This window comes from Streptomyces sp. SL06, assembly GCF_058244745.1.
This window is the reverse complement of record NZ_JBSYOT010000002.1, coordinates 3810786-3823972: the sequence shown is the minus strand read 5'-3', so window position 1 is coordinate 3823972 and position 13187 is coordinate 3810786. Positions and strand designations below refer to the sequence as shown.

At 72.4% G+C, this 13187-nt stretch carries 10 protein-coding genes, 3 tRNA genes and 3 pseudogenes; 8 read left to right on the top strand and 8 right to left on the bottom strand.

Annotated elements, in window-relative coordinates; genetic code table 11:
• Positions 1-29: 29 nt before the first annotated feature.
• The 6 genes and pseudogenes from AC4IHM_RS17520 to purS form a co-directional block, all read right to left on the bottom strand.
• Positions 30-827, bottom strand: a complete 798-nt coding sequence (locus AC4IHM_RS17520) for a maleylpyruvate isomerase family mycothiol-dependent enzyme (protein ID WP_490867962.1) — start codon at positions 825-827, stop codon at positions 30-32.
• 100 nt (positions 828-927) lie between these two features.
• Positions 928-1372 (bottom strand): annotated as a pseudogene (locus tag AC4IHM_RS17515) (M23 family peptidase); the annotation flags it as partial.
• A 521-nt stretch (positions 1373-1893) separates the two neighbouring features.
• Positions 1894-2303 (bottom strand): annotated as a pseudogene (locus tag AC4IHM_RS17510) (hypothetical protein).
• Positions 2304-2314: 11 nt separating this feature from the next.
• Positions 2315-4573 carry a phosphoribosylformylglycinamidine synthase subunit PurL gene (gene purL / locus AC4IHM_RS17505; protein ID WP_490867961.1) on the bottom strand — a complete coding sequence of 753 codons (2259 nt, stop codon included), beginning with the start codon at positions 4571-4573 and terminating at the stop codon, positions 2315-2317.
• Entirely contained in the window at positions 4570-5274 is a 705-nt protein-coding gene (gene purQ / locus AC4IHM_RS17500) for a phosphoribosylformylglycinamidine synthase subunit PurQ (RefSeq protein ID WP_490867960.1), read from the bottom strand. The genes purL and purQ overlap by 4 nt, the downstream gene beginning before the upstream one ends.
• Positions 5271-5544, bottom strand: a pseudogene (gene purS, locus AC4IHM_RS17495) (phosphoribosylformylglycinamidine synthase subunit PurS). The gene purQ and the pseudogene purS overlap by 4 nt, the downstream one beginning before the upstream one ends.
• Positions 5545-5884: 340 nt before the next feature.
• Between purS and AC4IHM_RS17490 the strand changes: the two are divergent.
• The 8 genes from AC4IHM_RS17490 to AC4IHM_RS17455 all read left to right on the top strand — a co-directional run bounded on the left by AC4IHM_RS17490 (position 5885) and on the right by AC4IHM_RS17455 (position 10523).
• Entirely contained in the window at positions 5885-6202 is a 318-nt protein-coding gene (locus AC4IHM_RS17490) for a histone-like nucleoid-structuring protein Lsr2 (RefSeq protein ID WP_490867959.1), read from the top strand.
• 124 nt (positions 6203-6326) lie between these two features.
• A tRNA-Gly gene (locus AC4IHM_RS17485) sits at positions 6327-6398 on the top strand.
• A 97-nt stretch (positions 6399-6495) separates the two neighbouring features.
• Positions 6496-6568: transfer RNA gene (locus AC4IHM_RS17480), tRNA-Gly, on the top strand.
• 145 nt (positions 6569-6713) lie between these two features.
• Entirely contained in the window at positions 6714-7706 is a 993-nt protein-coding gene (locus AC4IHM_RS17475) for an ABC transporter ATP-binding protein (protein WP_490867958.1), read from the top strand.
• Entirely contained in the window at positions 7703-8518 is an 816-nt protein-coding gene (locus tag AC4IHM_RS17470) for an ABC transporter permease (protein WP_490867957.1), read from the top strand. Before AC4IHM_RS17475 ends, AC4IHM_RS17470 begins: the two co-directional genes overlap by 4 nt.
• A 47-nt stretch (positions 8519-8565) precedes the next feature.
• On the top strand, positions 8566-9816 hold the full coding sequence (locus tag AC4IHM_RS17465) for a sensor histidine kinase (RefSeq protein WP_490867956.1): 1251 nt from the start codon (positions 8566-8568) through the stop codon (positions 9814-9816).
• The gene (locus tag AC4IHM_RS17460) at positions 9813-10427 is read left to right on the top strand and encodes a response regulator (RefSeq protein WP_490867955.1); all 615 of its coding nucleotides are present in this window, start codon (positions 9813-9815) and stop codon (positions 10425-10427) included. The genes AC4IHM_RS17465 and AC4IHM_RS17460 overlap by 4 nt, the downstream gene beginning before the upstream one ends.
• Positions 10428-10450: 23 nt before the next feature.
• A tRNA-Gly gene (locus AC4IHM_RS17455) sits at positions 10451-10523 on the top strand.
• A gap of 85 nt (positions 10524-10608) precedes the next feature.
• Here the strand turns inward: AC4IHM_RS17455 and AC4IHM_RS17450 are convergent.
• Positions 10609-11508 carry a phosphoribosylaminoimidazolesuccinocarboxamide synthase gene (locus AC4IHM_RS17450; protein ID WP_490867954.1) on the bottom strand — a complete coding sequence of 300 codons (900 nt, stop codon included), beginning with the start codon at positions 11506-11508 and terminating at the stop codon, positions 10609-10611.
• A gap of 90 nt (positions 11509-11598) precedes the next feature.
• Positions 11599-13104 carry a N,N-dimethylformamidase beta subunit family domain-containing protein gene (locus tag AC4IHM_RS17445; protein ID WP_490867953.1) on the bottom strand — a complete coding sequence of 502 codons (1506 nt, stop codon included), beginning with the start codon at positions 13102-13104 and terminating at the stop codon, positions 11599-11601.
• Positions 13105-13187: the final 83 nt, after the last annotated feature.

The window sequence follows — 13187 nt, the reverse complement described above, 5'->3', positions numbered from 1 at the left end:
CGACGGAGAGGGGGAAGGTCCGGTTCCCCTCAGCTCGGCAGCGGCAGCAGTTCCCCCAGATCGGCCCGCTCCCCGCTCGCGCTCACCCGCGCCCCGGCCACGGCGTCCTTCCAGGCCAGCCGTCCGGTCGCCAGCCGGACCCAGGTCAGGGGATCGGTCTCGACGACGTTGGGCGGAGTGCCGCGGGTGTGCCGGGGCCCCTCGACGCACTGCACGACGGCGTACGGCGGGATCCGCACCTCCGTCGAGCCGCCGGGCGCCTTCACGGCGAGCGCGTCGGCCAGCAGCCGGGTGGCGGCGGCCAGGGCCTGCCGGTCGTAGGGGATGTCGAGGCCGGGCACGGCGGCGGTGAGGTCGTCGGTGTGCACGACCAGTTCGACGGTGCGGGTGACGACGTAGTCGGCGAGCGGCAGGGCGCCCGCGCCGGTGGGGAGCAGCCTGCCGCCCGGGTGGGTGTCGAGGCACTCGGTGAAGCGCCGCTCGGCCTCGGCGAGGTGGGCGTCGGGGCCGGGGTGCTCGGCGGCGAGCCGGCGGGCGGTGCCGGCGTCGGCGTCGGCGTCGGCGGTGATCGCGAGGGGCCAGTCCGCCAGGCGCCCGTCCTGACGCGCGGGTTCGGGCTCGCCGAGCAGCCGGTCCACGGCGGTCAGTGCCGCCCCGACGTGCGCGACCAGCTCCCGCACCGTCCAGTCGCCGACCCGGGTGGGCAGGGCGAGCTGCTCGGGGGTGAGGGTGCGCACCGCCGCCCGTACGTTGCCGAACTGGGCGAGCACGGCGGCGCGGGTGCGGGCGGGGTCGTAGGCGCGGAGGCGCTTTCTGGCCGGGGGCATGCGGTGAGCCTATGCGGACGCGGGGGCCGGCGAGGGGCCTCGACGATCTCGCCGGTGCGGGGGGGGGGGGGGGGGGGGACGCCGATGCCGCGCCGGGCGGCGACCTGGCCCGGTCGCCCTCGCGGACTGCGAAGGAACCGCGCCGGACGTGGGAGTACATCGCGTATGTGCTGCCGCCGAGGTCCAGCACCGGATGGCTGCCGACGATGCGGCGGGCCCCGGTGGGCTCGCGGACCGGGCCCTCGACGAGCATCAGGTGGAGCAGAGCGGGCGGCGAGTCGCGGCCAGGTGGTCGCGCCGGCCGTCGTCGGCCCGTACGACCGTGCCGCCGGCCACCGCGAGGAGCGTGGCGCCGAACGCCGGGAGAGCGGCCACAGGGCGCGGAAGCCGGGCCCGGCGCCGGGCTCCGGTTCGACGACGAGGCCGACGGCGAAGGTCTGGCCGCAGGCGTGAACACCGCGGCTCGGAGTGCGGCCAGCCGGGCTGTCCAGCGCGGACCAGCACCCGGCGACGGGCAGGACGACCACGACAGGCTCACGCACCCTGCCGGAGGCGCCGAACGCCGGGAAGTCGCGTACGCGCCGGACGAGCGGCCACAGGGCGCGGAAGCCGGGCCCGGCGCCGGGCTCCGGTTCGACGACGAGGCCGACGGCGAAGGTCTGGCCGCAGGCGCGGACGCCGCGGCTCGGAGTGCGGCCAGCCGGGCTGTCCAGCGCGGACCAGCACCCGGCGACGGGCAGGACGACCACGACAGGCTCACGCACCCTGCCGGAGGCGCCGAACGCCGGGAAGTCGCGTACGCGCCGGACGAGCGGCCACAGGGCGCGGAAGCCGGGCCCGGCGCCGGGCTCCGGTTCGACGACGAGGCCGACGGCGAAGGTCTGGCCGCAGGCGTGAACGCCGCGGCTCGGAGTGCGGCCAGCCGGGCTGTCCAGCGCGGACCAGCACCCGGCGACGGGCAGGACGACCACGACAGGCTCACGCACCCTGCCGGAGGCGCCGCCGCCCCAGCGGTCGGCCACGGCGACCAGGGGGAGAAAGGCCAGTTGCAGGAGCCGGAAGGTGATCAAGGCGAGTTTGCGGTCGCGGCGGCCCCGGTCAGTTCCGGGGCGGTCGACAGCGCCACCAACAGCGTTACGACCCGCCCCGGCGGCACCTCGTGGCGGCCCCGGACTGCGGTGTGCGGCCAGCCGGCGCCGGTGAGCCGACGCAGGTGGTGGTAGACCTGCCCGGTCGCGCCCACCCCGTCCAGCTCGGCCGGCTCGGCGGTGGTGCGCCGGCCGCCGAGGATCTCGCGCAGCAGCCGCAGCCGCACCGGATATCCGAGCGCGGCGAACACGTCGGCAGCCGCGCCGACCCCGCGAACAGCGCCCCGCCGTCCGCGGCCCCCGGCCCGGCGAGCCGCTCCTTGAGCGCCGGTGCGCCGCCGGGCATGCAAAAGGGCCGCCCGGAAACCTCCGGGCGACCCTTCCGCATCCGTCCCGCCGCTACGCGAGCAGCCCCGGGATCGTGCCGTCGTGGGTCTCGCGCAGCTCGGTCAGGGGGAGGGTGAACTCGCCCTGGACCTCCACCGCGTCGCCGTCCACCACGCCGACGCGGGTGGCGGGCAGGCCGCGGGCGCCGCACATGTCGTTGAAGCGGACCTCCTCCGAGCGCGGGACGGCGACGAGCGCGCGGCCCGCCGACTCCGAGAACAGGAAGGTGAAGGCGTCGAGCCCGTCGGGGACGACCAGACGCGCGCCCCTGCCGCCGAGCAGCGCCGACTCGACGACCGCCTGGACCAGACCGCCGTCGGACAGGTCGTGCGCGGAGTCGATCATGCCGTCGCGGGAGGCGGAGATCAGGATCTCGCCGAGCAGGCGCTCGCGCTCCAGGTCGACCTTCGGGGGCAGGCCGCCGAGGTGGTCGTGGATCACCTGGGACCAGGCCGAGCCGCCGAACTCCTCACGCGTGTCGCCGAGGAGGTACAGCAGTTGGCCGTCCTCCTGGAAGGCCACCGGCGTGCGGCGGGCCACGTCGTCGATGACGCCGAGGACCGCGACCACCGGGGTGGGGTGGATGGCGGCCTCGCCGGTCTGGTTGTAGAGCGAGACGTTGCCGCCCGTGACCGGGGTGCCGAGCTGGAGGCAGCCGTCGGCCAGACCGCGCACGGCCTCGGCGAACTGCCACATGACCGCCGGGTCCTCCGGCGAGCCGAAGTTCAGGCAATCGGAGACCGCGAGCGGCTTCGCGCCGGTCGTCGCCACGTTGCGGTAGGCCTCCGCGAGGGCGAGCTGCGCGCCCGTGTACGGGTCGAGCTTGGCGTAGCGGCCGTTGCCGTCGGTGGCGATGGCGACGCCGAGGCCGGACTCCTCGTCCACGCGGATCATGCCCGAGTCCTCGGGCTGGGCGAGGACCGTGTTGCCCTGCACGAAGTGGTCGTACTGCTGGGTGATCCACTGCTTGGACGCCTGGTTCGGGGACCCGACCAGCCGAAGGACCTGGTCCCTCAGCTCGTCGGAGGTCACGGGCCTGGGCAGCTTGTTCGCGTCGTCGGCCTGGAGGGCGTCCTGCCACTCGGGGCGGGCGTAGGGGCGCTCGTAGACCGGGCCGTCGTGGGCGACCGTGCGCGGGTCGACGTCGACGATCTTGCCGCCGTGCCAGAAGATCTCCAGCCGGTCGCCGTCGGTGACCTCACCGATGACGGTCGCGATGACGTCCCACTTGTCGCAGATCTCCAGGAAGCGGTCGGCCTTCTCCGGCTCCACGACCGCGCACATGCGCTCCTGCGACTCGCTCATGAGGATCTCCTCGGGGGAGAGCGTCGAGTCGCGCAGCGGTACGTCGTCCAGCGTCACGCGCATGCCGCCTGAGCCGTTGGACGCCAGCTCGCTCGTCGCGCAGGACAGGCCCGCCGCGCCGAGGTCCTGGATGCCGACGACCAGCTTCTCGGCGAAGGCCTCCAGGGTGCACTCGATGAGGAGCTTCTCCTGGAAGGGGTCGCCGACCTGGACGGCCGGGCGCTTGGAGGGCTTCGCGTCGTCAAAGGTCTCGCTCGCCAGGATCGACGCGCCGCCGATGCCGTCGCCGCCGGTGCGTGCCCCGTACAGGATGACCTTGTTGCCCGCGCCCGACGCCTTGGCGAGGTGGATGTCCTCGTGCCGCATGACGCCGATGGCACCGGCGTTGACCAGCGGATTGCCCTGGTAGCAGGCGTCGAAGACGACCTCGCCGCCGATGTTGGGCAGGCCCAGGCAGTTGCCGTAGCCGCCGATTCCGGCGACGACGCCGGGCAGGACGCGCCGGGTGTCCGGGTGGTCCGCGGCGCCGAAGCGCAGGGGGTCCACGACGGCGACCGGGCGGGCGCCCATCGCGATGATGTCGCGCACGATGCCGCCGACGCCCGTGGCCGCGCCCTGGTAGGGCTCGACGTAGGAGGGGTGGTTGTGCGACTCGACCTTGAAGGTGACCGCGTAGCCCTGGCCGACGTCGACGACACCGGCGTTCTCGCCGATGCCGACGAGCATCGCCTCGGACCGCGGGGCCTTCTCGCCGAACTGGCGGAGGTGGACCTTGCTGCTCTTGTACGAGCAGTGCTCGGACCACATGACGGAGTACATGGCGAGTTCGGCGCCGGTCGGGCGGCGGCCGAGGATCTCCACCACCCGCTCGTACTCGTCCTTCTTCAGGCCCAGCTCGGCCCAGGGCAGCTCGACGTCGGGGGTCGCGGCCGCGTGCTCGACCGTGTCCAGAGGAGTCCGGCTCATGCGTTGACCAGCTTCTTGAGGATCGAGGTGAAGAACGGCAGGCCGTCGGTACGGCCCGTACCGATCAGCGGCTCGACAGCGTGCTCGGGGTGCGGCATGAGGCCGACCACGTTCCCGGCGGGGTTGGTGATGCCGGCGATGTCGTTGAGCGAGCCGTTCGGGTTTCCGCATCCGTCGGCGGCGTCGCCGCTCGTGACGTAGCGGAACGCGACCCGGCCCTCGGCCTCCAGCTCGTCCAGCGTGCGCCGGTCGGCGACGTAGCGGCCGTCCATGTTCTTCAGCGGGATGCGGATCTCCTGGCCGGCGGTGTAGTCGCCGGTCCAGGCGGTGTCCGCGTTCTCCACCCGGAGCTTCTGGTCGCGGCAGATGAAGTGCAGGTGGTCGTTGCCGAGCATGCCGCCGGGCAGCAGGTGGGCCTCGGTGAGGATCTGGAAGCCGTTGCAGATGCCCAGCACCGGCAGGCCGGCCCGCGCCCGGTCGATGAGGGTGTCCATCACCGGCGAGAAGCGCGCGATGGCACCGGCGCGCAGATAGTCGCCGTACGAGAATCCGCCGCACAGCACCACGGCGTCGACCTGCTTCAGGTCCTTGTCCTTGTGCCACAGGGCCACCGGTTCGGCACCGGCGACGCGGATCGCGCGCCGCGTGTCCCGGTCGTCGAGACTGCCGGGGAAAGTGACGACGCCAATACGAGCGGTCACTTCACCGCCTCCGCGACCGCGTCCCCGGACTCGACCTTGACGACGAAGTCCTCGATGACGGTGTTGGCGAGGAAGGATTCCGCAAGATCGTGGATGCGGGCGAGGGTGGCCTCGTCGACCGGCCCGTCCACTTCCAGTTCGAATCGCTTTCCCTGGCGGAACGTCGGAGATCCCTTCGAAACCCAGCCGCGGCAGTGCGCGCTGCACCGCCTGGCCCTGGGGGTCGAGGATCTCCGGCTTGAGCATGACGTTGACTACGACGCGTGCCACTGGCACTCCCGGTGTGTGGTGCTGAGCAGGTTCCTTCAGACTACCCGTACCAAATTTCTACGCGCGTAGCCTTGGAGGAAAGTACGTGACCCCTGTCACGATTCGGCATCGGCGGGAGACGGTCACGAAAAACTTCGGGAAAGATCCCGGATCGAGCACCGACTCCTATTGCGCGCCGGACACGCTGAAGGATTTAGTCGAGCTTCCCATTGCAATGCCGGGCACTGTACAAATGAAATGTCATTAGCCGATACTTTGCCCAATTACAGGCGAACAGTCGGCATCATCGCGGCGTCTCGGCACGTCATCGCGGAGATGCCGCACGAAGGGACCGATATTCGTGGCGCAGCGTGTCGTAGTCACTCTCTTTGACGACATCGACGGCTCGGAAGCGGCGGAGACGATCGCCTTCGGAGTCGACGGCCGGACGTACGAGATCGATCTGAACGAAGCCAATGCCCGGAAACTGCGCAAGGCTCTCGAACCGTACGTGTCGGCCGGCCGCAAGCGGTCGCGGTCCGGCAAGGCGTACCGGCAGACGGAGGTCGCCCCCGACCCGGCGGCGGTCCGGGCCTGGGCGCAGGCGAACAGGATGGACGTGCCCGCGCGGGGCCGTATCCCCAAGAAGGTGTACGAGGCGTTCGCCGCGGCGCAGTGAGCCACGCGCCCGACGGCCGCTCAGCCGCCCCTCGCGCCAACCGACTTGCGCAGCACCCCGGGTGATCAGCTAAAGTCTGGAGCACGCCGAGGGGCGAGGCCGAAAGGCCCGGCTCACGGAACACGCGGGTGTAGTTCAGTAGTAGAACATCCCCCTTCCAGGGGGAAGGCGCAGTGTGCAATTCCTGTCACCCGCTCTGCATCGCCCACCGACCGTCCACAGGGTCACTCCTGTGGATGTGGATCAGGTAGGCTGGTGCTCGCACCGATCGGTGAAGGCCGGTCGGGGGCAATGCGGACGTAGCTCAGTTGGTAGAGCGCAACCTTGCCAAGGTTGAGGTCGCGAGTTCGAGCCTCGTCGTCCGCTCGGGAATCAGACCCCGGTCCTCCTCGGACCGGGGTCTTTTCGTGCGCCCGCGGCCGGGTCCCGGCCGCGGGCGTCTGACATTTGTCATGCCGGGTGATGACGGGCCGCACTGTTCCCGGGCCCGGAGTGCCGGAACGCTTGAGGCATGCGATCAAACGGACACGAACACGTGATTGAGGTCACTGATCTGCGGCGTGTGTACGGGGGCGGGTTCGAGGCGGTGCGCGGGATCGACTTCTCCGTGCGCCGCGGTGAGGTCTTCGCGCTCCTCGGCACCAACGGCGCGGGCAAGACATCGACCGTCGAGGTGCTGGAGGGCCTCGCCGCACCGGCCGCCGGGCGGGTGCGCGTCCTCGGGCACGACCCGTACACGGAGCGGTCCGCCGTACGCCACCGCACCGGGGTCATGCTCCAGGAGGGCGGCTTCCCCTCCGAGCTGACCGTCGCGGAGACGGCACGGATGTGGGCGGGATGCGTGAGCGGGGCCCGCCCGCCGGCGGAGGTACTGGCACGGGTCGGGCTGGACTCGAAGGCCGACACCCGCGTCAAGCAGCTGTCCGGGGGCCAGCGGCGCCGCCTGGACCTGGCGCTCGCGCTGCTCGGCGACCCCGAGGTGCTCTTCCTCGACGAGCCGAGCACCGGACTGGACGCCGAAGGCCGCCGGGACACCTGGGAGTTGGTGAGCGGGCTGCGCGAGGGCGGTACGACCGTGCTGCTGACGACGCACTACCTGGAGGAGGCCGAGCACCTCGCCGACCGGCTCGCGATCATGCACGAGGGCCGGATCGCCGCCACCGGGACCCCGGCCGAGGTGACCGCCGCCCAGCCGTCCCGGATCTCCTTCGAACTGCCCACCGGCTACTTCGTGGGCGATCTGCCGCCGCTCGGTGAACTGGGCGTGAGCGGCCACGAGGTCGACGGCCGGATGGTCAGGCTCCGCACCCGCGAACTCCAGCGCGCCGCCACCGGACTGCTGGTGTGGGCCGGGCAGACCGGGGTGGAACTCAGCCGCCTCGACGTGCGCTCGGCCTCCCTGGAGGAGGCGTTCCTGGGCATCGCCAAGGAGGCGTCCGCCAGGTCGGCCCGGGGCACGGCCGAGGGCACGACGACCGGCACGAGCAAGGAGTACGCGGCATGAGCGCCACCGTCGTGAAGGACTCCGCGGAGCGCGGCACGAAGGCCCCGGTCACCACGCCGATGGGACGCATGGGCGCGCTCGCCCGCGCCGAGATGACCCTGCTCGGACGGAACAAGGGCACCGTCTTCGCCGCGCTGTTCGTGCCGCTGGTGCTGCCGTTCAGCGTGCGGTCGGCGGCCAAGGAGATGGACCTCGCCGAGGCCGGGCTGACCATCGGCACGCTCGTCCTGCCCGCCGCGATCGGCTTCTCCCTGCTGTTCGCCGTCTACTCCGCGCTCGTCGGCGTCTTCGTCGTGCGGCGCGAGGAACTCGTCCTCAAGCGGCTGCGCACCGGCGAACTGCGGGACGCCGAGATCCTTGGCGGATCCGCGCTGCCGGCCCTCCTCGGCGGACTCGTGCAGTCCGTGCTGCTCGCGGTGGGCTGTGCCGTCCTGCTGGACCTGTCCGCGCCGTCGGCACCCCAGCTCGCCGTCCTCGGCCTGCTGCTGGGGCTCGTGATGTGCGCCGCGCTCGCGGCGGTCACCGCGGGCTTCACCAGGACCGGCGAGAGCGCCCAGGTCACGCCGCTGCCCTTCATGTTCGTCTCGATGATCGGCTCCGGCATGTTCGTCCCGCTGGAGCTGTTCCCCGACCGGATCGCCTCCGTCTGCGAACTGCTGCCGCTGACGCCCGTCATCACCCTGGTGCGCGGCGGCTGGACCGGCGGCCTGTCGGGCGCCGAGACGCTGGGCGCCGTGGCGACCGCGCTGGCCTGGACCGTGGTCGCGGTGTTTGCTGTACGGCGGTGGTTCCGCTGGGAGCCACGACACTGACGTACGGGACGGGCAGGACGTACAGGGCGGGCGGGAGCGGCGGACGGATGCGCAGGCCGGGCGGCTGGTGGCGGCGGCAGAACACGCCGGAGAAGGTGGAGACGTACACCCGGTGGTCGTTCCACTTCTTCGGGCTGACCGAGATCGGCGGCGTCGGGCTGACCACCTACAGCCAGGTGGGGCCGCGGTTCGCGACCGTGCTGTCGCTGCTGGTCCTCGTCCATGCCGTGGCGTGCATGGCGACCGCCTCGCGAGTGCTGGACTGGACCCGCGGACGCCGTGCGCGGCCGGTGCGCGAGCTGTGGGGGTTCGGCACCCTCACCGCGGTCGTCGCGGTCGTCGCGGTCGCCCTCGCGGAGCACGGCCCCCCGGGCGAGAAGGCCGACACCGCGGCCCTCGGCGTGTTCGTGGGGGTGCTGGGCTTCGGCGTCGGCGTCATGGCGCTCGGGGTGCACCACGACCGGCGGCGCGTGGCCGGCCTGGTGGGCGGTTTCGCGGCGGGCGGGGGAGCCGTGTCGTTCGCGGCGGGACTGCCGTGGCTCGCCGCGCTGATCACGGCGTGCGTCCTGCTGCCGGTCGCGGCGTTCATGGCCTTCACCGCGGTGTTCTCCATCTGGCTCCTCGACGCGGTCTACGCCCTCGACGAGGCCAAGGAGACCCGGGTCCGGCTCGCGGTCGCCGAGGAGCGGCTGCGGTTCGGCCGGGACCTGCACGACGTGATGGGACGGAACCTGGCCGTGATGGCGCTCAAGAGCGAACTGGCCGTCCAGTTGTCCCGGCGCGGGCGGCCCGAGGCGGTGGAGCAGATGATCGAGGTGCAGCGCATCGCGCAGGAGTCGCAGCGGGAGGTCCGGGATGTCGTACGCGGCTACCGGGAGGCCGCCCTGGAGGTCGAACTGGCCGGCGCCCGGGGTGTGCTGTCGGCGGCCGGCATCGTCTCGGAGGTCACGGGCGAGACGGCCGCCCTGCCCGCCGAGGTGCAGTCGGCCCTCGGCTGGGTGGTACGGGAGGCGACCACGAACGTGCTGCGGCACGGGGACGCGAAGAAGGTCGCCGTGACGGTGCGGATCTCGAAGGGGCATGCGGTGCTGACGGTGGAGAACGACGGGGTGGCGGAACCGGCCGGGCAGGGCCCGGCCGCGGGTTCGGGCGGCTCGGGCCTCGCCGGGCTGCGGGAACGGCTGTCGGCCGTGGACGGGACCCTGGAGGCGGGGCCGGCGGGCGAGGGCCTGTTCCGGCTGACCGCCGAGGTACCGCTGCCGCCGGCTTCCGCGGCCGTACTGGAGGACGCGTCGTGACGACCCCCGTACGCGTGCTGCTCGCCGACGACGAGCACCTCATCCGCGGGGCACTGGCGGCCCTGCTGTCCCTGGAGGACGACCTCGTCGTGATCGCCGAGGCCGCCACCGGGCCGGAGGCGCTGGCGATGGCACGGGCGCACAGACCCGATGTCGCCGTACTGGATCTCCAGATGCCCGGCGCCGACGGTGTGAAGGTCGCCACAGCGCTGCGGGCCGAACTGCCCGTCTGCCGGGTGCTGATCGTGACCAGTCACGGGCGGCCCGGACATCTGAAACGGGCGCTTGCGGCCGGGGTGCGCGGATTCGTCCCCAAGACGGTCAGCGCCCAGCGACTCGCCGAGCTGATCCGCACGGTGCACGCCGGAAACCGTTACGTCGACCCCGAGTTGGCCGCCGACGCGATCTCCGCCGGGGACTCGCCGCTGACCGCGCGCGAGACCGAGGTGCTTGAGCACGCCGCCGACGGGGCGCCCGTCGCGGAGATCGCGGAGCGCGCCGCGCTCGCCGAGGGGACGGTGCGGAACTACCTGTCCTCGGCCGTGAGCAAGCTCGGGGCGGAGAACCGGCACGCGGCGGTACGGCTCGCCCGGGAGCGGGGTTGGGTATAGTGGCTCTCGCGCCGCGGCGCAGTGCGAACGTAGCTCAGTTGGTAGAGCGCAACCTTGCCAAGGTTGAGGTCGCGAGTTCGAACCTCGTCGTTCGCTCCGTGCGGGAAGGCCCCCGGTTTCGACCGGGGGCCTTCTGCTGTCCTGTGCTGTCCTTGGTCGCTGTCCTTGGTGTCCGGGGCTGTCAGGACCAGCTCAGGCCCGTCAGGCGTTCGTAGGCCTCCACGTACTTGGCGCGGGTGGCGTCCACGATCTGCTGGGGCAGCGCCGGCGGGGGCTGCTCGCTCTTTCGGTCCCAGCCGGACTCCGCCGAGGTCAGCCAGTCCCGCACGAACTGCTTGTCGTACGACGGCTGCGGGCGGCCCGGCTCCCACTGGTCGGCCGGCCAGAAGCGGGAGGAGTCCGGGGTGAGGACCTCGTCGGCGAGGACCAGGCCGTCCCCGTCGAAGCCGAACTCGAACTTGGTGTCCGCGAGGACGATGCCGCGGTCGCGGGCGATGTCCCGGGCGCGGGAGTAGACGGCGAGGGTCGCCTGGCGCAGGGCGGCGGCGGTGTCCGCGCCGACCTGGCGGGCGACCTCCTCGTAGGAGACGTTCTCGTCGTGCTCGCCGACCTCGGCCTTGGTGGCCGGGGTGAAGATCGGAGCGGGCAGCTCCGAGCCGTCGACCAGGCCCTCGGGGAGGGCGAGACCGCAGACGGTGCGGGTCCGGTCGTACTCGACGAGGCCCGAGCCGGTGAGGTAGCCGCGGGCCACGCACTCCACGGGGACCATCCGCAGCGACTTGCAGACCAGGGCGCGGCCCTGCCAGTCGGCGGGGGCTCCGTCGGGCAGTTCGGTGCTCAGGACGTGGTTCGGGACCAGGTCGACGAGCTGCTCGAACCACCACAGGGAGAGCTGGGTGAGGACCCGGCCCTTGTCGGGGATCTCGGTCGGCAGCACCCAGTCGTAGGCGGAGATGCGGTCGCTGGCGACCATCACGAGGTCGCCCGCCTCGTTCTGGTACAGATCGCGCACCTTGCCGGTGTGCAGATGCACCAGGCCCGGAACCTGGAGCGGCTCGGGCTTTTCAACGAATCCGGACACGGTTCCTCCCCGTGGTTCTGTCCAATGGCTCGATTGTCCCGTACATCCCGGGGAGGCGGGACGGCGGGGCGGTGGGGAGGGTGACGGTGGTCAGTCCCGTTTGCAGATGCGGTCCAGGAGGTTGGCGGTGGCCCGCTGGACGCGCGGGTCGACATGGCCCGGACGGTCCAGGGCCGGGGACCAGGCGAAGGTGCCGGACGCGAAGACCCAGGCGCCGGACGGGGCCCGGTACAGCGAGGTCTCCTGATGGCGCCGGGCGCCGCCGACGTTGGTGTACGGGGAGTGGGCGAGCAGGACCCGCTCGTCGTGCTCGGGCAGGGCGGTGCGCGGGAAGTAGCGGTCGGCCTCGCCCGCCACCAGGTCCTCGATCCCGTCGCCCTCGTGGGCGCCGGTGGCCTCCCAGAACCAGTGCCCGGCGTTGCGGACGATCATCGGGTGCGGTTCGGGGACGCGGCCGGCGTACTGGATGCCCAGCAACTGCTGTTCGGCGCGGTCGATCTCCCGCCACAGCGCCGGCCGGCCGGGACCCTGGCGTTTGCGGCAGGTCAGCAGGCGGTCGGGGACGCCGGACGGAGAGGGGGCCAGCTCCACCTGCCAGTACATGGTGTTGGCGGAGAGGAAGACCAGGGACGTGCCCTGCTCCCGGGCGCGTTCCGTGGTGCGGCGCATGGCGGGGGACCAGTACTCGTCGTGGCCCGGGAAGACGAGGCCCCGGTAGCGGGTCGGGTCGACGCGGCCGGAGTGCAGGTCGCGGGCGTCGGCGTAGGCGAGGTCGTAGCCGTAGCGCTCGGCGAAGCGGATGAAGTCGTAGGCGTGGCCGACGTGCAGCGGCAGCCCCGCGCCCGCGTACGGCCGGTCGAAGGAGACGGTCGTCGCGGCGTCCGCCTCGCCGAGGAGCCTGCCCTCCTCGTCCCAGGCGTGGTAGAGGCTGGCGCCGGTGTGGCCGTCCTCCGGGTAGAGGTTGTACGCCTGCCAGGTGACGTCCGGCAGCAGGAGGAGCAGGTCGGCCGGGTGGCTGTCGCGGACCGTGAAGGGGACGTGGGAGCGGTAGCCGTCGGCGGTGGTGAGGACGGCGACGTACGCGCCGATGTTCCAGTACGACGGGATCTGGAGCCGCCAGGACAGCCACCAGTGGTGGCAGGAGACCGTGCGGTCGGCGGTGAGCGGCGGGGGCTGGACCATGCCGGACAGACGGGGGCTGGTGGTGATCTTGGTGGCGCCGTCGCCGCCGTAGTGGCCGATCCGGTAGACGTCGACGCTGAACTCCTGCGGCGGGTCGACGGTGATGTGGAAGTCGATGGCCTCGCCGGGGGCGGCGGCGCCGGTCGCGGTGAAACCCTTGATCTGGCGGCCCACGTCGTCGGCGGCGCGGGGACCGCCGCCTCCGGCGGGGCGCCGGTCGCGGTTCCTCCCGTCGCGGTTCCCGTCCGGCTCCAGGTCGTCGTCCTGGTCCGCGTACCAGGCGACGACCTGCCCTGTGTCACCGAAGTACGTCTCGCCGCCGCGCAGCCAGGGGACGGGGCCCTGTCCGAAGGGGTCCGTCACGGCGTGTGCGAGTGCTCCCGACTCCCAGCGGCGGATCTGCTCGGACCCCATGGGACAGTCCCCTCCCTTGTGCCCCCCGTGGTCGTGCGGTGGTCGTGCGCCCGACGAACGCCGTTCCATGTGCGCGATCGGTC

Excerpts from the sequence above, each read along its gene's own strand:
- AC4IHM_RS17520 (WP_490867962.1), bottom strand. The coding sequence starts at position 827 with ATGCCCCCGGCCAGAAAGCGCCTCCGCGCCTACGACCCCGCCCGCACC.
- purL (WP_490867961.1), bottom strand. The coding sequence starts at position 4,573 with ATGAGCCGGACTCCTCTGGACACGGTCGAGCACGCGGCCGCGACCCCC.
- AC4IHM_RS17475 (WP_490867958.1), top strand. The coding sequence starts at position 6,714 with ATGCGATCAAACGGACACGAACACGTGATTGAGGTCACTGATCTGCGG.
- AC4IHM_RS17470 (WP_490867957.1), top strand. The coding sequence starts at position 7,703 with ATGAGCGCCACCGTCGTGAAGGACTCCGCGGAGCGCGGCACGAAGGCC.
- AC4IHM_RS17465 (WP_490867956.1), top strand. The coding sequence starts at position 8,566 with ATGCGCAGGCCGGGCGGCTGGTGGCGGCGGCAGAACACGCCGGAGAAG.
- AC4IHM_RS17445 (WP_490867953.1), bottom strand. The coding sequence starts at position 13,104 with ATGGGGTCCGAGCAGATCCGCCGCTGGGAGTCGGGAGCACTCGCACAC.